The sequence below is a fragment of the Ferruginibacter profundus genome (genome assembly GCF_054783275.1).
On sequence record NZ_BAAGQW010000003.1, the window covers coordinates 323,152 to 341,685 of the forward strand.

The 18,534-nt window shown below is 40.1% G+C and carries 13 protein-coding genes; all 13 read right to left on the minus strand.

Annotation, left to right across the window (positions count from 1 at the left end):
* Positions 1–46 precede the first annotated feature (46 nt).
* The 13 genes from ACYVM0_RS21235 to ACYVM0_RS21295 all read right to left on the minus strand — a co-directional run bounded on the left by ACYVM0_RS21235 (position 47) and on the right by ACYVM0_RS21295 (position 18,499).
* Positions 47–1,969: a S8 family serine peptidase gene (locus ACYVM0_RS21235; RefSeq protein ID WP_460560447.1), complete on the minus strand. Its 1,923-nt coding sequence runs from the start codon at positions 1,967–1,969 to the stop codon at positions 47–49.
* 71 nt (positions 1,970–2,040) lie between these two features.
* Positions 2,041–3,477 (minus strand): contractile injection system tape measure protein, encoded by a 1,437-nt coding sequence (locus ACYVM0_RS21240; RefSeq protein WP_460560449.1) that lies wholly within the window; start codon positions 3,475–3,477, stop codon positions 2,041–2,043.
* Between the two features lie 5 nt (positions 3,478–3,482).
* The gene (locus ACYVM0_RS21245; RefSeq protein WP_460560451.1) at positions 3,483–5,678 is read right to left on the minus strand and encodes a hypothetical protein; all 2,196 of its coding nucleotides are present in this window, start codon (positions 5,676–5,678) and stop codon (positions 3,483–3,485) included.
* An 86-nt stretch (positions 5,679–5,764) separates the two neighbouring features.
* The gene (locus ACYVM0_RS21250; protein WP_460560453.1) at positions 5,765–8,467 is read right to left on the minus strand and encodes a hypothetical protein; all 2,703 of its coding nucleotides are present in this window, start codon (positions 8,465–8,467) and stop codon (positions 5,765–5,767) included.
* Between the two features lie 19 nt (positions 8,468–8,486).
* Positions 8,487–12,608, minus strand: a complete 4,122-nt coding sequence (locus ACYVM0_RS21255; RefSeq protein WP_460560455.1) for a hypothetical protein — start codon at positions 12,606–12,608, stop codon at positions 8,487–8,489.
* Between the two features lie 6 nt (positions 12,609–12,614).
* Positions 12,615–13,031, minus strand: a complete 417-nt coding sequence (locus ACYVM0_RS21260; protein WP_460560457.1) for a GPW/gp25 family protein — start codon at positions 13,029–13,031, stop codon at positions 12,615–12,617.
* Between the two features lie 76 nt (positions 13,032–13,107).
* Complete coding sequence (locus tag ACYVM0_RS21265) at positions 13,108–13,401, minus strand: PAAR domain-containing protein (RefSeq protein WP_460560459.1); 294 nt, start codon at positions 13,399–13,401, stop codon at positions 13,108–13,110.
* Positions 13,402–13,411: 10 nt separating this feature from the next.
* Positions 13,412–15,175 carry a type VI secretion system Vgr family protein gene (gene vgrG, locus ACYVM0_RS21270; protein ID WP_460560461.1) on the minus strand — a complete coding sequence of 588 codons (1,764 nt, stop codon included), beginning with the start codon at positions 15,173–15,175 and terminating at the stop codon, positions 13,412–13,414.
* Positions 15,176–15,229: 54 nt separating this feature from the next.
* Positions 15,230–15,901, minus strand: coding sequence for a CIS tube protein (locus ACYVM0_RS21275; RefSeq protein ID WP_460560463.1), 672 nt, complete (start codon positions 15,899–15,901; stop codon positions 15,230–15,232).
* A gap of 11 nt (positions 15,902–15,912) precedes the next feature.
* Entirely contained in the window at positions 15,913–16,083 is a 171-nt protein-coding gene (locus ACYVM0_RS21280) for a DUF5908 family protein (protein ID WP_460560465.1), read from the minus strand.
* 3 nt (positions 16,084–16,086) lie between these two features.
* Positions 16,087–16,527 (minus strand): phage tail protein, encoded by a 441-nt coding sequence (locus tag ACYVM0_RS21285; RefSeq protein ID WP_460560467.1) that lies wholly within the window; start codon positions 16,525–16,527, stop codon positions 16,087–16,089.
* 2 nt (positions 16,528–16,529) lie between these two features.
* Entirely contained in the window at positions 16,530–16,964 is a 435-nt protein-coding gene (locus tag ACYVM0_RS21290) for a phage tail protein (protein WP_460560469.1), read from the minus strand.
* A 92-nt stretch (positions 16,965–17,056) separates the two neighbouring features.
* A complete protein-coding gene (locus ACYVM0_RS21295; protein WP_460560471.1) occupies positions 17,057–18,499 on the minus strand; it encodes a phage tail sheath family protein in 1,443 nt (480 codons plus the stop codon).
* Positions 18,500–18,534: the final 35 nt, after the last annotated feature.

An 18,534-nucleotide genomic window follows, 5' to 3' on the forward strand; every position in this document is an offset into this window, starting at 1 on the left:
GATTGTAGTTTTATAAGTTATTGCTAAAGACTGACTGCATTATTTTTCAGAACTCAATGGCTGCGCCCTTTTTTACCTGGTTCTTTTTATAACTAACGGTATGCACTACCTGCTGTGATGCATTAAGCAGGTTGATGGTAGCCCCAGTATTTGACAGCTTTGCCTTTGTACCTGCAAGCGTGATCGTTTTTGCTTCACCCCCTGCAAGTGTGGCTGTCAACACTTCTTTTTTACCTTTTACTTCAATGGCCCATCCGTTAAGGCTGATATTTCCTGCTGAAGTATTGAGCAGTGATATTTTTTCATGTCCTGTATCATCACCTGCAGGGTCAACCAATACCGAGATTATTTTTACCGTTGCTGATTGAGCCGGCGATTTTAAGGCCAGGGCCAATTGTACCGCTTTTTCTGCATCCACTTTACCATAGCCGTAAAATTTACTGTGCCCGTTGGCGTCGTATTGTCCGTGGGCAACATCAATTTTTACGCAGCACTCTTTAAGCACTGTTTTTACCTGTAATCTTGTAAGATCGGGATTGGCAGCAAGTATTAAAGCTATTGTGCCGGCCACCCCGGGGCATGCACTGGAAGTACCTCCAAAATCGTTAGTGTAATCTCCATTAGGATTATAGCCCGCTGCACCAACCCTGTCGGTTGTAAAAATTCCCGGCGTCAATGGGTCCGGGTGATGAAATGGAGGGTGACCAAAATCGCTGCTGGGGAAACTGCACCATACGGCATCGCCAAAATCGCTGTACACGCTGCGCTTATCAGTATCATTACTGGCCGCCACAGCTATTACATTTTCGCAGCTTGCATAGCCATCAAATTTAGTATCTTCATTACCGTTACCTGCGGCATAAGTAATGATGCAGCCCTTGCCATTGCGCCCGTTGGTAGTTACATCCTGTATAGCCAACCTGGTACTATCGGGTAAGCCCACAAATTGTGTATGCAGAGGGTCTGCAGGGTTTGACCAGTCGCCGTCTTCGGGTCCCCAGCTGCAGGAAATAATATCAGCCCCATGGTCTGCTGCCCATTTAAATGCATTGGCTTCCTGTATAGAACCCAGTTGTGATGATAACCGTATAGGCATCAGCTTAGCCGCAGGTGCCACACCGGATGCGCCGATGCCTGCAGCAGCAGCCACACCTGCACATGCCGTACCATGCATTTCATCCATCAGTTTGGGCCTTGGGTTGCTATTGTTTTGGGTGGCATCCCTGGAATCAACCACTTTTCCCGGCAGGTTAAATTCAGGATTATCAATATCTACCCCGTCGTCAATTACGGCAACAATAATATTTTCTCCTTTAGTAAGTAATTGCGCCTTATCTGCATTCACACCGGCATTTACCTGGTGGCCATTTATTACTGCAGATCTTAAATGCCATTGTTGCGGATTAATAGTTTTTGTACTTTTTTTCCTTATCAATTCAGGATGGCAGAATTCCACTTCCTTTTTTTCCAGTAAAGCATTGGCAATATCAAATATTTTTAAACCGGTATCACCAGGGGTACTTACAAAGTAAGCATTCACTGCATAATTTTGTTTTTGTTTGATAGTAAGTTTATTTTCTGCAATGATCTTTTCACATACTTCCTGTTTAATATTGTCGTGAAATTTTATAAACAGGTTTTCGGTGTACACTACCGGGGAGTTAGAAGCGGGGTCCATTAAAACCCGGCCTGCAAATTTAAGTTCTTCTTCTGTTTTTAATATTTCTCTGCCACTATCCCTTAAAGCTACCGGATCTCCACGCATCCCATCACGTGGCTTAAGTACCGTAACATCAGATTCAGGAAATTCAATTTCGGGAACAAAATTTTCCAATACTTTTTTTCCTGCTTCAGAAAATACAGCATCGTTTAAACTGCGGGCATTACGGGTGCGAACCACCATCCTGCCCTGGCTTTCTTCTAGGCTTTGTGTTACGCCGCCTTTGCCTCCAAATTTGAATGAATACATAGAATTTGCTTTTAAGATTTATAATAGGTTTATGTTTTATTATTCCCAACAGCTTTTTGCCTGTATGTGTTTTACCATTCTGTTATCAATGCATATGGCATCCATGGTAATTGTATATACGAAATGCCCCAGGGAATTTTGTCTAATAATATATCTACCGCTTTTCTTTCCACCTGCAATTTCCAATACCCGTCTGCCTCATGGAATGTTAATTTACCACGCCGTTGAAAGAAGGTTTCCTGCAATGCCGTGGACGAAGTATTTTTCAGGCTGGTCCAATGTGTAATTACAGCCTCCAGCAATTCGTCGGCTTCATTCATTTCAGTTTTATCCAATTGTATAAACCTGTCGATATGTTCAGCTTCAGTAATGCCACATAATATTTTATTTAGCGGCATCAGGTATTCCGGTGCCTGCTGTTCTTTATTGGTAAGGTATTGCAACAGATGCACTGCTTTCTGCCGGCCCGTTTCATCTTTAAATTGCTGCTCCTGCATTAAGCCTGTGGCCCTGAATATATTTTGTAAGAAAGGATGGAGAATAACAATGCCGGCGTTGTTTATATAGATTGATTTATCATCAGCTTCATTTCCCGGTGTTGCTACCGGGTTCTGCTTTCCGGCCGGTGAAGCTATATTTTGTTCCTGTACTTTTTTAATCACCTGTTCCTTAGTTTTATACTCCTTAATAATTCCTGCCTTTTCAGCAAAAGCGACAACTGCATTTTTTATTGAGGCGGTTTTATTTTCACCTGCCTTTAGTGGAACCATGGCCTTTATGGAAAGTATCATTTCCTCCAATGTTTCGCCGTTCATTTTTATTACAGGGTTAAATACGGGGCGTAATAATTTTGCCAATATTTTTTTCTTAACTACATCGGTTTGCTGCGAAGAGAATATATTTTCTACACCTGTAGTTAAATTTTCGTATTCTTTTTTTACAAGAGGCTGATATAATTCTACCAATACCTTTACCAGTGCAGTATCAAATTGCAGGAGCAATCTTTCAATTACCTGCGGTTGTGCTGCTATACAATCTGTAAATAATGTCCTGAAAGTTGCCGGTTGTTTTTTAATTATTTCCTCTATTGCCGTTTGCCATTGCTGAAAATTTGCCTGTTGTACTGCCCAGGTCATTTTGCCAGTGGCAAGAAAATAGAAAAATTGCTGCAGTACATTTTCTTCATGGGTTATTTTACTGATGTCGCTTTTATCATCCTGCTTTTGCTGCGCCGGTATTTTTTTTATTTTACTGACCAGCCCGGCCATACACCTGGCCACAAAATCCTTTTCCAGTTCTTCATGTGTAATATCCCCCAGGTCAATTTCAATTTTATTGATCCTTACAATTTCATCAGCCGGAAAATATTCTGTCAACATTGCATCTATGCCTTCAACAAGATTTTCGTTCACCATTTTTATGCACTTGCGCTGTATCTTATAACTGTGCTCACTCCCCTGCGTTTGCAGTTGCAATGAAAATTTTTTTATAGTATGTTGCTGTTGCAAAATATTTATTTAGTCCTGATTAATTTTTTTGCTTCTTTAAACCATGTTTCGCTGATCTCTTCCGGTTTTCTGCTCATCATTACAGCCATGGCAGGTATTTCCTTTGCTGTTAGTTTTGCCAACTGCGTATATGAATTAACACCAATAGCAATCAAGGCTTTTTCTAAACCTTCATTAATACCCGGTATACTTTTCAGGTTATCTTTTTTTTCCTTTGCCGCTCCTATTTTTTCCAGCGTATCTTTCCATGTAGCTCTTATATTTTCATTATTATCTCCCCTTGTTGGTGCAGCAGTTGCAGTAAATTTACCAGCCATCATAAAGGGTAACTGGAAATCCGCTATCACTACCGGGTTTTCGGTATCCCCATCATGAAGTAAAAGCAATGTATATCCTTTTTGTACCCCACCTACATGCTCTAAACCATAAGCAACAAATTCCTTATCGTCCAAAGGCTGCATGAATAATTCTTTCAGGTTGTCTGTTGTTACAGCCATCACATCAAAACTCAGGGCATACCTTCTTCTTAAATTTTTAATGGCAGCAATGGCATCAGTCACTTTCATCCCGGTATGGCCTTCCACGCGGTAAAAAGGATACTGGTTTAAAGAGTACACAAACGGGTGTACCACAAAATCCAGGCTGGTATAACCGGGTATTTCCTTGTTGAAAAAAGAAAGCTGGTGGTCTTCCCTGTTGTGTTTGGTTGACAAATAATCCCAATAGTATTGTATGGAATAAGTACTGTTGGATAAATTATAATAAAATGGGATCGTTTGTTTACCCAATGGTTCACTAAACAGCCGCCCCGGTGTAATGCGCACCGGTAGTTTCGGGTCTGTTCCCAATATTTTTTCTCCTTCAATCTGCAATACATCGTAGTAGCTTTCATCGCTGAAATCATCCCGTTCCCAATCGGGCACATAAAAACATTTCATCATGATCACCATACGCCAATGCAAAAAACGTATTTGCTGTAAACGGTTGGCATTATCATTGTAAATCGGCGGCTGCAGGTACCCCTGGCGAAAGATAGAAGCCTGGAAACTTACTTCTTCTGTTATCCTGCCCAGCATTAAATGCCTGGGAAAACATTCCGTGCCGGTGCAACAATCATTTACCAACTCGTACAATTCATTCAATAATTCGTTGTAGGTGGCAATAAGGTCTTTTACAAAATCATAAAAATACTGTACGCTTTCAACAGGCTTGCGGTTCTTTTTATATACCGCCCATTTTTTATTGATGAAAGTAAAATAGTTATTAAAGATCTTAATATTGTGCATCTGCAATCCTGTTTCAGTTGAGGTATCGGTATTTACCGGGTTGCAGGGAGATTTTATTTCTGCTTCATTGTCTTTTTCTTTACAATGGCAGGCATCGATCATACAGCTAAAATAATTATGCAATTTATCAACCTCATCATCCAGGTTTTTTAATGCTTCGTCGATGATCAATTCATATTCCCTGAAAAACTTTTCTTTTCTTTTAGCCGGAGTAGTATCTGTAAAATCAAAATCGGGTAACAGGTTTTCTTCTTTACTATCACCTACATTTAAGTCGCCAATATCTGTCTTGCCATAACCAAAGCGGCGGATGGTTACTGCATTCAGCATATATTTTTTATGCACGGCATTATACAATTCCTCATCACCCGGTAACGTATTTTCTGCATCCTTATCAAAAATAGACATGTCCTCCTCTTCCTTTGGCTCGGTTTGTATACAATGCGATTGCATGATACAACCACATTTTAAAATAGCCCACATATCCTGTTCATCAACCAGTAAAAGGCGTACGATCATTTTAGCTGCGTCTTCCAGGTACAGTAATACCACTTTGTTTTCAAGAAAAGGTTTCTCCACTGCATCCAGGCTTTGCGGTACAATTGAAAACGCACCGTCTTCTCTGTGCTCCAGCAATTCGAAGACAGTGCATTTTTTTACTCCTGCGCCGGGAATACAGTTAATGATCGTATTGAAATAATTATTGGGATCGTTATATTCTTTGTAATATTTTATTGTTTTACCGGCAATACAAATAATATTACCTGCTGATGTTACACCAATGCCTTTGGTAACACTGATAAAACATTGCGAATCCCTGAACACTTCCAGTCCGCATACAATGCCCATACCCAGTAACTTTATTCTTGTTAACTGGTCGGCAGAAAAATCAGAAACATTATCACAAGTAGTCATAGCTAAAAATTTGTATCATTAAAAAGTCAGGCGTTATGACCGGTGAAGGCACCGACCATGGGAAGACACCGACAACCATACTCATTCTATTTATTCTTTGTATTGACCATATCCATTTCATTAGTTGCAGAAGCAACACTCAAACACGGGTCCCCGATCTCACGAATAGAAAAACTGCATTGCTTCATTATGGCAACCAGGTCATTAACATGTTCAGTTAATTCTCTTTCATTAGGTTTCTCCAAAGCATTTTCATACAACCACTTCAGGTAGGCTGTTTCAAAGCGATACATTTCGTTGGGACTCATCCAGCAAAAACGAACCACAATATGTGCAGGAGTCTCCCTGCGTACCAGTTGTTCAAACTGGTATTGTCCGTTAGGATTGTTTTTAAACTGTGGCAGCCAGTTGGGTACTGCCACTGTTATCCAGCATGAATACCCGTCTTCAATTAAAAGATCAGTTGGTGTAACACCGATTTTCCTTGCCAGCATGTCCTGTACAATAACCGGGTGGAAGAGCGGCGCAAAATCATCGTCTTTTGGTCTTAATAAAATATGTTCTATTATATGAAATCCCTCAATGGCGCAGCAATCCGGGAATGCCAATGTTTCAATTTCAAGTTTTAATGTATCTGCATCAGTTTTCTTTATCATGTCACTTTGCAATGCATTATTATCTTCCCTGTCTTTCACAATCACCCTTACATATCCATTTGCATCTGCAGATGAGATCATTATCTTTCCACGAAGTACCTGTTCCCGTAAATCCTTTGCATCTTTTATTGCATTTTGTTGTTGCTTGTAATCTTTTAGTCCATCAAGCAAGGCTTTACCTGCGCCATCTTCCATACGTAAACGATAAGCCTGCACTTTGCCTTCTGTAATTACACGATAGGGTTTTATTTCAAATTCGGGCGGGCAGGTTAATGTTTTGCGCTGGTGACCAGGGAAACCCAGGTAAGCGCAAACTCTTTTCTTAACTCCTTCTGCATTTTTAGTATCCCACACATCGGGCCTGCCGCAATCCAACGCTTTATAGTTAAATCCTTTTCCCCTTTCGCTGCTTAGTACAGGTATATTTTCCAGGAAGGCTGCTTTGTCTTTCAGTAATTTGTCCGGCACTTGTTTTCCCTCTATATTGCTTTCGCAGCTACATATTTCCTCATACTCTCTAATCACATAACCGGTAAAAGCTTCGCCAAATCTTGCCAGTAAATGATCTAAGAAAATATTTTTTCTTTGCTTTTGTTTGGTAACGGTCTCAACTATTTCACCCAAGCGTTTTACATAATCGTTATCTGCCTTTGCAGTAAACTCATCCCATGTAAGGTGATTATCTTCTTTTGTAAAATCTTTTAATAATTCCTTTATACCGGGCACATTGTATAAAGCCTGGTAAAAATAACTGTGCTCTTCGGGCTGACTTACAGAAAGCAGGTCTTTGACCCTTGATAATTGCAGGAGGTAATTGGCCAGTAATTCATCAAACAACAATAAATACCCTTTTAGTTGCCTGGATTGCGCTTTTCTCAACAGTGTATCTCTTTCAATGATCTGCCCCTCTGCAATTTTATACGTAAATGGAAATTCATTTTGTATAGTAAAATATTCCTGCAGGTTGCGGTCGGTGCCGGCATCGGGCAAAGGCTTTGCATGTGATTTCTTTACGGGTTGATGCATTTTTTTTTGCAATACAATTCTTTCCTGTACTTTTCTTTCGTCAGGATAGATACAATCAAATTCCTTTTGAAAGAAAATTTTTGAGCAGGCCTGTTCCAGTACAGGCTTGTGATAAGTATCTACCTTAAGGCACCATTTTTTATCAGGCCTTTCATTTACAATCTCCTCGCCGCCATCACATTTTTTTATAGTGAGTTTTTTTATACCTGCCACACCACATACATCCATTATCACCTGCCACAGGTCTGATACATAAATTTCTTTTCGTAGCTGTGCTTTATCCAGCTCATCGTCATCAATAAAACCATTGCACAACACCGGGCCTTCAAAAATTTCATCGCAAAGTTTTTTCTTCACTTCATACATTTCCTTAAAGCTGTAGAAGGGGATTGTTGGGGTAAGGTATTCCTGTATAAAATAATATATATCGCCGGCTACTTTATTTACATCTGCATCGGGGCATAGTTCTACCTGTGCTTCTATTCCAAATTTCATTTCTTCAATTACATTCACCGTAACAAAATCTTCGCACAGGTTACGGTGCTGCCATAATTTTTGCCAGGCACATTGTGTAATATCATTTACCTTATCCAGGTCTTCCTGGTCCACATCATCTTCCAAGTCGATATATACATCATACAATCCGTTCAATTTAATTTCTTTGGCAGTAGCACTTTGTTTTGTAAATGATGTAGTCCATTCCTGGTTAGCATTTTTATCGGCAAACAAGGGCATTTCCTGGTGCGCTGTTTTTACCAGCCACGCATTTTTTATCCCCTCAAGGTCGATCAATATTTTCCTGAAGTCATTTACAGTAACAGGGTGGCAGGTCAAAATTTCCAATGCTTCAAAAAACTGTTTTTGATTGGTATTACCACCGGCAGATGCTAAAATATCTTCAATGGAAAAATCAGTGCGGTAACCAAGATCAGTTATAGCATAGCACAGCACTTCCATGATGGTAATACCGGGATCATGTAAATTATAATCCGTCCACAATTTGCTACCCATTTTTTCAAAATGTTTGATGCCGATATCACGTAGCACCGCAAAATCCATACTGGCAAACGGTGGTGCAGCTTTTGATATGGTGATATTATCTGTCATAACTTTTTGTTTAAACTATTTACGCTTTACTAAGCTTTTGCTTTCTTAAGGCATTGTTGGCAGTAATAGTACATTCCGGGCAAGGGTTGTTCTCATCATAAGGCACATTCTCAATATTATGTTCATACTCAGCATTTGCATCAATAACATTGTAAGAAGTGAGGATAGAACGTGATGTGGTAGGAATGATCCGGTCGGCATCATAATCCGGTTGCACTGTTCCATCTTTGTAGTGCAAAACCTCAAATCCCAATACCACATCTACATATTTTCTTTCTTCAATAAAATTCAGGATAGTTGATTTATGGTAGGTTGATCCGAAGTTGATCTCTTTGTTGGCATCAAATGCCCATGGCGAAAGAAATTTTTTCAGATCTTCATTCAATACATATTTATAGTAGGCTGCATCAAGCCCCTCATAAAACCGAACACAGGTTTTTACTTTCAATTGTTCGTACAGCGGATTCAATACCTGTAAATAATCCAGCTTGTCTGTGTATGCCAATGCCACAAAAAGATTTGTACGCCGCTTCAAAAACAGTTTGATATCATCCAATATTCCAACCGGTACACGGGGTTCAATTTTGTTGATCGCATTATTATTTCTCAGGTCGGGAATTACGGATACTGTTACAAAACCCGGCGTAATTTCTCTTAATTTTAAAACAGCCGTTTGCAATAAATTTTCTGCAATGCCTGTATGGTTCAAACATTTTACTTTATGCAATTGGGGAAAAGCCTGTAATACCAACCGTTCGTAATCCCATATGCAGATAGCACGGTTTTTATGGCGCAACCTTTCGTTAACCCTGGTATAAAACTGGTTGTCATTTTCAGGTAATCTTCCATCAAAAGAATTAAAAGGTTGCTCTGCTTTTTTTATAGCAGCACGACTATCCACGAGTTTAGCAATTGTTTTTGCCGGAAGAGGGGCAGCCAGATGGGACAACGCATTAGTATGATTTTCAAATGCCGCAATGCCGGCTTGTGCAATGATGGCAACAATATCAGGCAATGCCGCAATACGTTGCAAACCCAACATAGAATCACTGTCTGTTGTTGTCAACAGTCCTTCATGCGCAACAGCCCTTATCCAAAGTAAATCAGGGTTTAGTATTGTTGTGCCTTTGCTGGTGATTGCTTTGGGTAAACTGAATTCGATAATACCTGATTTCAACAAACTCTTTCGTGAGCTTTCATCAGCTCTTGTATGATCCTGTATCTCAAATGGCTTAAATGCCTGCCATTCGTTATTTACAAGATAACTCCACTCTATATCAGGTTGGGCTACCCGATTATCTCCGGTACCATCTAAAACCTGGAAGAGAATGTTTATTTTCTGTTCGGGCAAAGCATCTTTAAGGCCGATATAAAGATTGCCTTGCGTAAATGCCTCTACCGAATTTTGCGGTATTGTATAATTAAACTGCGGTGCTATTACAACAGGTTGCTGCACCAGCGGTGTTGCATTAATTCCAATGGGCTTATACCCAAATGGCAAAATGTGAAAAAACTCTTCATAAATTTCCGGAAAGACTGCGCCTGCCAGTGGCATATTAATAGCAACAGATTCGGATGACGCATAACTTAAACTGATATTTTTGAGCGCCGGTGTAAATGGCTCCAGGGGAAGGCTTGACCCATCTGCCGTTTTTCCTTTTGCACTTTCTATAATAGCTCCTTTGGTTAAAGAATTGGCATATGCGCCATGAAAAAAATTCTGCTGCAGTTTCAATCTTATAAATCCTCTTTGCGAATCGATGGTATATTCCGGCAGGTCAAGATTACGGGAAGGAAATCTTGTAAACGCTGCAATAGAAGCCATGTCAGGCGGTGGCGGTGTTTTTACAGTTATCAGTCTTTGCTGGTTTTCCGGCAGTTTGCCATTGTCGGCTACAAACAGCATTTGGTTTTCCAATAATTTCTTGAATGTTCTGTTGTACAAATACTCAACCGATACTTTAAAATAAGCGTTATCAACAGTCACTCCGGCAGGCAAAATATAATTTTTATAATAGGTTGCAAACGTATCACTGCCCTGGTCTGGCTTAATATCCAAAGGCAGGTTGGCCCATTCCAGTTCAATATCCAGGCGGTCTAATTTTTTCTGAAAAATTTCTTTAGACCCAATGTAAAAACCGGCGCCTGTTTCCGGACGAATACCAAATGGAAAAAATTCCCTGGAAGGATTAAGGATGGTAGTATCATTTTGTACGGTAAGGTTTTTTACGCCTTTAATATCCGTTTTGATATCAATATTGCTGATCATGATATCTTTAAAAACAGTATAGGCAGTTTTATTACTACTGTTATCTTTTTTAATAAATATTTTTAATACGGGCCATGCTGTTTGTATCGGGTATTTATTTTTTTGTGTATCGATAACTGTAAACGGCGGAGCAAATTCGTTGATATGAATTAAAAAATCCAGCGTATTGGTAGTAAAGTCAATTTTAAAATAAAATGTTTTTTGTGCCCCTTCTGCATCTTTCTGAAAATCATCTTCAGCACCTTCTGCAATTTTATGAGATGGGCTATGCATTTTTTTTGCCCGTATCAGTTTTTTAATACCATCTTTTGTAATGGGTGCTGCTGCTGATCCGGGAACGGCAACGGTACTTAAAAGATCGAAGCAGGTATTATATTTAACCAGGTCGCCAACAACAAACGGAGAGTTCATTAGTGTAGCAGATACATCATTCATTTCCACCCAATCTTTTCCATTACTATATTCCAGCCTGAATATAGAATCATGTAAAAATGGTGTAACAGTATTTTTAAATTCCGCCGGTAACTGATCTAACTTAAAAGAAAGCCTGATATCCCGGATACCTTCGCTTAACATAAACATAGGCGACGCCAGTGCAAAGCCCAGTTCTGAACTTGCATTTTCAACACCCCCGAGCGGCTGCCATTTAACCTGTTCTTCTTTTGCAAAACTATCTCCCATGCCATCTTTTGAATTGGCAACAGGTGCCACATGAATGGTGGCTGTTTGTTTTAAGACAGCATTGCCCGCTATGGTAACCTGTTCCGCCTGGTTGTTGATGTAAATTGTTTTTACCTCCTCCACTTTTGCATTATTCACTATCACTTCTTCCAGTATAGCATATACCATTTGCCTGCCACTGTCATCTTTACCTGCATTTAACAAAGTACCTTCTTCAATTAAATGCGTATGAAAATTTTTTGCCAGTTCAAATATCACATGTACTTTATCAGGTACTTCTTTGAGTTTATGCAAACACAATACTTTTTCGTAGTAGTACAACAAATGCGAACGGGTTAAAGTATTGAGTTGATCAATGGCATATTGAAACAAGTATAAAAAAGTAAGGAATAAAGTTACATGTGGCTGATGGGCATCATTTGCTGCTATACATGTTTCAAAATAAATAGCTGCTCTGCCTTTTATTTTAACCAGCTCAATAAAAAACAGGTAGAATAAAACTTTTAGTTCGGCTAATCCAAATGAGTTATCAGGATAAATGCAATCATACCCTTCCGCATCCAATTGCCAGGCTTTGGTGCAGGCACAAAAACTATTGGCCGGGCTTTGAATAAAATTTTTGTACTCATTCAACGGTGCAATGCTTGCTTTATCGTAACCGATTAATTTTACCAGGGCATCCTGTTGCTTATTATCAATAATAGCCAAATGCAGGTTACTTTTTATGATAGTAATAATCTCCTCTTTTAACAAATGCCCGTCGGGTAATTTTTTGCAGGCCATTTGTATGCGCATGGCAACACTGTAAATGATATTTATAATATCATCATAATAGCCAGGCAAAGGATCAGTTGTAGTTTCAGAATCGTGACCGCAATCTTCTTTATTGAGATCGTTATTTATTTTTTCTTCCAAAGCTTTAAATGCCGCTTCAATACTATCCGTATCAATGGTAGCCAGTAATGCCAGTTGAATACAGGGATCATTTTCATAAAAACAACTCCAGTCTCCCTGTATTGTATTATCTGCATTATAATAATTAATGAGTTTGCTATACTCCGTTGCAAAAGTCAGTATATCCTCAATTTTCCTATCGTCTATTTTTGCATTTTCCGGAAGCAAGGCTTTCAGCAAACGTTCCTTCTGGCTGGTGCCATCTCTCTGTAGCGGATTTTTAATTATTGCACACATGATGAATTATTTTGGCTGTTGTTCTGCTTCGTTTAAATAAAAGGGATACACCATATTGTATCTTGAGTTGGTAGTTCTTATCACATACTCCAGTTCTATCAATAGCAAACCTTCCAGTGCCTGGTCGGTCTTAATTGCTGTTTTCTTCAATTCAATTCTTGGTTCATGATACAGCACGGCTTTTTCAATCAGGTCTTTTACAAATGTGATGAGTGAAGTATTGATGGGTTCAAACAACAGCACATCCAAATTGCAGCCGTATTCCGGTTGCATGATTCTTTCGCCATGCCTTGTTGATAATAATATTTCAAGGCTCTGCCTGATATCTTCTTCATCCGATACCATTTGCACCTGGCAGGGATTTTTATAAAACGTTGGCGGAAATGACCACCCAACACCCAGAAAAGATTTTTTTGCTTCCATATTTTAACGCAGAGAAAATGAGAAAAAGAGTTTTCGCAGAGAGGCTCTTTTTTTCTTTTTAGTAAATTATTTTCTTTTATCCTCCAATGATCACTTTAAAACTTCCCAGTGTAATGGAACCGCCATGCGCTGTGGTATCTCCTATTCTTGCTGCCGGCATTCCGCCTATCAATACAGTGGCAGATCCTTTAACGATAACATCCGGCGGACCGGCACAGGTTAACAGATCTCCCATTCTTGCTGCCGGTTGCCCTTCAATTAAAACAGTAGGACAACCCGGTGGCATTACCGGTCCGCCAACATGTGGTGAGCCATTGGGGTTCACCATCGGGCATGTGTGCATATCTCCTGCTCTTGCTGCGCCTGGCATAAAATATTTTTTAATTGATCATTACTGTACCGCCTTTTATTTCGGTTTGTCCGCTGCTGTTCAATGCTGCTTTAGTATTTCCTGTTGCAGAGAATTCACCCGTGGCTTCTGCTTCTATCTTCACAGCTTGTATACGCACATTGTTTGTGGCCTTTAATACCAGGTCTTTTGCACTCTCTACAGTAATACCATCGCTATTCATCGTAATTTTATTATTATTCTGATCCTGCAATACAATACTTCCATCATCATCACTGATCACAATTTTATTTTCAGCAGGCGTTTGTAAAGTGATAATTTTTTTATCATCATCAAATGTTACCCTGAGTTTGCTACGGGTTACAAAACCTTTAATATTATTGGCATCTTCCTCGGGAAACACATCTGTTGGCACCGGCAATGCACTGCTGTTGAACATACCCAACACCACCGCATGGCGGGGATCGTCATTAATAAAACCCACAATCACTTCATCATTTACTTCGGGGCGGAAATAAGAACAACGTTCATTGCCTGCATCCACACAAGCTACTCTTGCCCAGATGCCATCGGCGGTTGCATCAATTACGGGTACACGTACCTGTATGCGATGTTCACCGTCAGGATCATTCTCCAGTTGCGTTACAATACCTACCTGTAACCCTGATATGGACGGGATCAACCCCGATGCAGGCAAGGCCGACACCTCATCCTCCTGCGCAAACCACCTGGTAGAAAGTCCCACATTAATATCAGTATGCCAGTTACCGTTGCCGATGCTATGCCTCACAGCAGACACAAATGCAATACCATTAAACCTGTCGCCAATCCCTTGCAACTCCACCACTGTACCCGGCTTAACAGCTGCAAATCCCAAAAACTTTACACGCCCTTTTATTTTTGATAATTTACTTTTTAATAATTGTGTGCTGGCCCATCCACGTAACTCCTGGTCATTCACACTACCGGAATGAAACAATTTATACGTATCCAATCCCAGTACATCAGAAAGGTCACTGCTGCTGATATTACCTTCTTCCTGCAACACCGGTTCCACTGCATCCTGTTCGGATAATTCCTGGTTGGCATAATTCCAGCCCGATGCAGTAACACCTGCATATTGATATGTGGCATCCATCATCGCTTCCAGTTCTAAAATATTGCCACCATATTGCAAGCGTGCAACGGGAGTTTGAGTAAAATCGGGTTTCTTTATTTTTACTGTACCGTCATCTGCCATTATTAATTTTCCACTCACTTCAGCACGGCACACTATAAAATCCCAGTCGGTGGAGTAATACTGTACTACTTCTTTATGCTTTGCATCTGCGGCATCAGCAGTAGCATCACTTTGTATTCCATAAGTATTTAAAATTTCTTCTATCACATCCGTATCCTTACTATCGTAGAAATATTTATTCTTCCTTCCCGCTGTGGTTTTAATTACCACATCCTTGCATTCCACTTCCAGTAAAGAATGCCTGTTGCGTAAAATCTTAATACCGTGTTTTATAATAATGCCTTTAAAAATTGTTGTTTCATCAGCATGATAGCCCGCCTTAATTTCAATTTCGTTACCAGGTTTAAAGGTTTCCTGGTTACTGATCACAAAATCTTCTGCAGCCACATCGCCATCCTGTATTACTAATTTTGCCCAGGGAATTTTATTCACCTCCTTATGTACTGCAATAGAAACCACACCAATCTCTTTACCTGCGGCAGTACCATTAATTAAAATGGTAAAACTTACCAGGTCGGTATTTTGTTGGTCAGGTAAAAGACGGAGGTTCGCCATTTTTATTTTCTTGATTTATACTTATTACTTTATTTACGCTGCTCCTTTTTGTCACTACTTCTTTTTTTCTAACGGAGGAAAAACAATATCGCTGCCAACTTTTAGTTTACGAAAATGATTGAGGTTATTTACTTCTGCCAGCTGCATATAATATTTTGAATCCTTATAAATAGTATAACTCATCAGGTCCAGGCGATCGGTTGCAGCAACAGTTCTTACATGTGTTACATCAGGAGAGCTGAGAAAATTCTGCAGCTGTTCCAGGGCAGGCGTGGTATATTCTGTAAAAGCTGCCCTGAGTGTGGCACGTAATGGTGTGCCATCCGGCCGGAATAAAGTATAGTCAATCGTTAACGATGTTAATACACAACGGGCTAAAAAAGTACCCCATTGTATAATAAGATAAGTTGGCCGGTGTGTAGTACCTACAAAACCACAGGTGGTTCTGAATAAAATAATATCAGCCAGCACTTCACGCTTTTCTCCTGAAGCCCCTGTACCGTCTACTAAAAATTCAAAATTAAAAGTCCGTGGTTCTATCCTGTTAAATGTACACTCGCTTGCAGTACCGCCATGTTTTTTATCATGGTTGTAAACGATCTGTGTTGTTACACTGTATTTTTCCGGGTTAAACATACCGATATAAATACTGAAGGGCACACCGAGCGAAGATTCGGTAGCTTCCTTAAACCCGATGATCTTTATTTTATCTAAAAAACCACTCATAGTTTTATTTTTTATCGTTCTTCTCTCCGGCGTAATACTTCCAGCATCTGCTCTACAGCTTCTTCAATTAATTGCTGTTGCTGAAAATCACTTTCCTGCCCGGTATTTGCTGCGGTGGCAACCGCAGCTCCGGGTTCCTGAACATTAGCTCGTACTACTATTTCTAAAATTTCTACAGGCATACTTTAAGCCACTTTAAAATATTGATAACTCAACTCCATTGTTTCCACCACTATCTTACTTTCCTGCGCATTAAAATCTGATACCGACCATTTTTTCGGCCATGCATTAACGATATTATAGGTTTGCAATGGCGTATTTTTTTCGTTGAGTAATGTTACCACTACCGTTATCGGTTGAATATCCAGGTTTTCAATAGCATCCTTGCACCATTTTACAATGGCCGAATTAATGATGAGGCCACGCTTGAGTACCAGGTCGCTGTATTTTGCCCTTGTTGGCAATACCTGCGAAAAACGGTTTTCGCCACCCTGCCTCACTTCTTCGGTAAGTAACTCTGCATTAAAACCGTTTACTTCCTGGAACATCGCATCGGCACTTCCAACGCCACCCAGCTGAAACTCAACCCGGAAAAAAAATCCTACCGGTGGATAATTGTTTGCCATTGTTAATCGCCGTTTTGCATTACCAGGCCTTCATGCGCCAGTTCAATGGTTTCAATAGCTACGCCATTGTCATCACTCTTTAAATCGGTGGACTGTACTTTTGATGGCCAGGCATTTTTTATTTTCCATACAGCAACAGGTTCGTGATTTTCGTTGAGCAGGCTGATAGTTACATCACGCCTTTCAATAGTATTCAATGCTACTGTATTCCACCATTTATAAAAATCATTATCGCCCTGGAAAATGCCACGCTTCATAGTGATGTTGCCAAACTTCTGCATGCCGGGCATTTTTATTTTATGAAATTCCGGACTTGATCCGTCTCGGTATTCCACCACATCAGTTTCTACAGATAAACCACTTACTTCTGAAAACCCGATTTTTGCGCCACCCCACTCCACACGGAAGTGAAATTTTGGTAAGGGATAGTTTGCCATAATATTATTTGTTTGATTTGATTAAACACTGTTTGTTATTTAGTACGCCGGATTTTTTTTCCGGCTAAGAAGCGAATTGAAAATTCACTGTACTAAGACTCCTGCATTTTGTGAGAAAATTTCAGCACAATAAATTCTGCCGGACGAACAACGGCCATTCCTATTTCCACATTCATATAGCCTTCCAGGATATCCTGTGCAGTCATGGTTATATTAAGTCCCACTTTTACATAAAAAGCCTGCTCCGGTTTTGCACCGGCCAATGCACCTTGTCTCCACAACACAGTCAGGTAATTTTCTATCATCGCTCTTACCTTAACCCAGGTGTTGGCATCATTAGGTTCAAATACAAATTGATAGGTAGCTTTTTTTACTGATTCTTCCACCATATTAAAAAAGCGGCGAACAGAAACATAACGCCATTCGTTATCATTACCTGCCAATGTTCTGGCGCCCCATATCAAAGTGCCTTTACCGGTAAAGGCACGGATGGCATTTACAGATTTACCGGCTGTTACATCCACGTTCATATCTTCCTGGTCTTTATCCGTAATATTTTTTGATGGTGCGTTTACTATGTTGAGGCTTACGTTGGCGGGCGCTTTCCATACACCACGGGTGCTGTCTGTTGCTGCATACACACCTACAACGCTGCTGCAAGGTGGCAATGTAATTCTTGCCTGGTTGGCTATCTCAGCTTTTACCTGTTCTCTCAATTCGTTCAAAGTAATCTCACTTAATTTCTTGCCATTAAAATCTCCGTCCACAAATGTGCCATCTGCTTCAGGGTCTTTTTTATGAACAATGGTTTGATTATCCTTATCATAAATAAAATTTAAACCTGTTTTTAAATAAGGATGATAAGCGCCGCCATATTTAAGGTTCATTGTTCCAACACCATCAACTGCACGCAATGTTTTATAATCATCGCCATAGCAATCCATCACCACAAATCTGTCTTTCAACGCTGCGGCCTGTAAAAGTGCGGTATCATAAATATCATAGAGATCACTTGCCGTGCCCAATGAATTACCCTGCGGAAAAACAAGTAATGTGGGTTCATCGTAACGGCCGATCACATCAAGGCCCGCCAATAAATTATCTTTGGCTACGCCCCCTGTTGTATCTCCTACAGATAATACATAGCATGGCCCGCCACCATTGGCAAAATACATCTGCATGTGATAATACATAGAATGCTTTACTGTATCAGGACCTTTTGCAGTGATCACTCTTTTTGCAATAGTGGTTGTGGCAGGCACATAGGTATCTTTTACTTCAATCGTAAGATTTTCTTTGGGGCCGGTGCCAAAATAACTTACGTATTCAATCAGTGATGTAATACGCACCGGTTCGTATACTGTAACATCGCCTGCACCCACAGTTACTTTTATTGTTGGCAATGCAGCCCCGTTTTTCTCTGCCTTTTCTGTATATCCGATAAATGCAGGGATAGCAGTTTCCACCTGCGCTACCGATGGCGGAAAGAGTGCTATTTCCTCTATATACACACCGGGTGTTTTGTAAGTTGCCATAGTTATAAATTTTGTTAGTGATAAAATTTTTTGTT

What these genes read in the sequence shown, in the direction of transcription:
- ACYVM0_RS21260 (WP_460560457.1), bottom strand. Translation starts at nt 13,031, where the DNA reads ATGGAAGCAAAAAAATCTTTTCTGGGTGTTGGGTGGTCATTTCCGCCA.
- ACYVM0_RS21290 (WP_460560469.1), bottom strand. Translation starts at nt 16,964, where the DNA reads ATGGCAAACTATCCCTTACCAAAATTTCACTTCCGTGTGGAGTGGGGT.
- ACYVM0_RS21285 (WP_460560467.1), bottom strand. Translation starts at nt 16,527, where the DNA reads ATGGCAAACAATTATCCACCGGTAGGATTTTTTTTCCGGGTTGAGTTT.
- ACYVM0_RS21255 (WP_460560455.1), bottom strand. Translation starts at nt 12,608, where the DNA reads ATGTGTGCAATAATTAAAAATCCGCTACAGAGAGATGGCACCAGCCAG.
- ACYVM0_RS21245 (WP_460560451.1), bottom strand. Translation starts at nt 5,678, where the DNA reads ATGACTACTTGTGATAATGTTTCTGATTTTTCTGCCGACCAGTTAACA.
- ACYVM0_RS21275 (WP_460560463.1), bottom strand. Translation starts at nt 15,901, where the DNA reads ATGAGTGGTTTTTTAGATAAAATAAAGATCATCGGGTTTAAGGAAGCT.
- ACYVM0_RS21280 (WP_460560465.1), bottom strand. Translation starts at nt 16,083, where the DNA reads ATGCCTGTAGAAATTTTAGAAATAGTAGTACGAGCTAATGTTCAGGAA.
- vgrG (WP_460560461.1), bottom strand. Translation starts at nt 15,175, where the DNA reads ATGGCGAACCTCCGTCTTTTACCTGACCAACAAAATACCGACCTGGTA.
- ACYVM0_RS21250 (WP_460560453.1), bottom strand. Translation starts at nt 8,467, where the DNA reads ATGACAGATAATATCACCATATCAAAAGCTGCACCACCGTTTGCCAGT.
- ACYVM0_RS21235 (WP_460560447.1), bottom strand. Translation starts at nt 1,969, where the DNA reads ATGTATTCATTCAAATTTGGAGGCAAAGGCGGCGTAACACAAAGCCTA.
- ACYVM0_RS21295 (WP_460560471.1), bottom strand. Translation starts at nt 18,499, where the DNA reads ATGGCAACTTACAAAACACCCGGTGTGTATATAGAGGAAATAGCACTC.
- ACYVM0_RS21265 (WP_460560459.1), bottom strand. Translation starts at nt 13,401, where the DNA reads ATGCCAGGCGCAGCAAGAGCAGGAGATATGCACACATGCCCGATGGTG.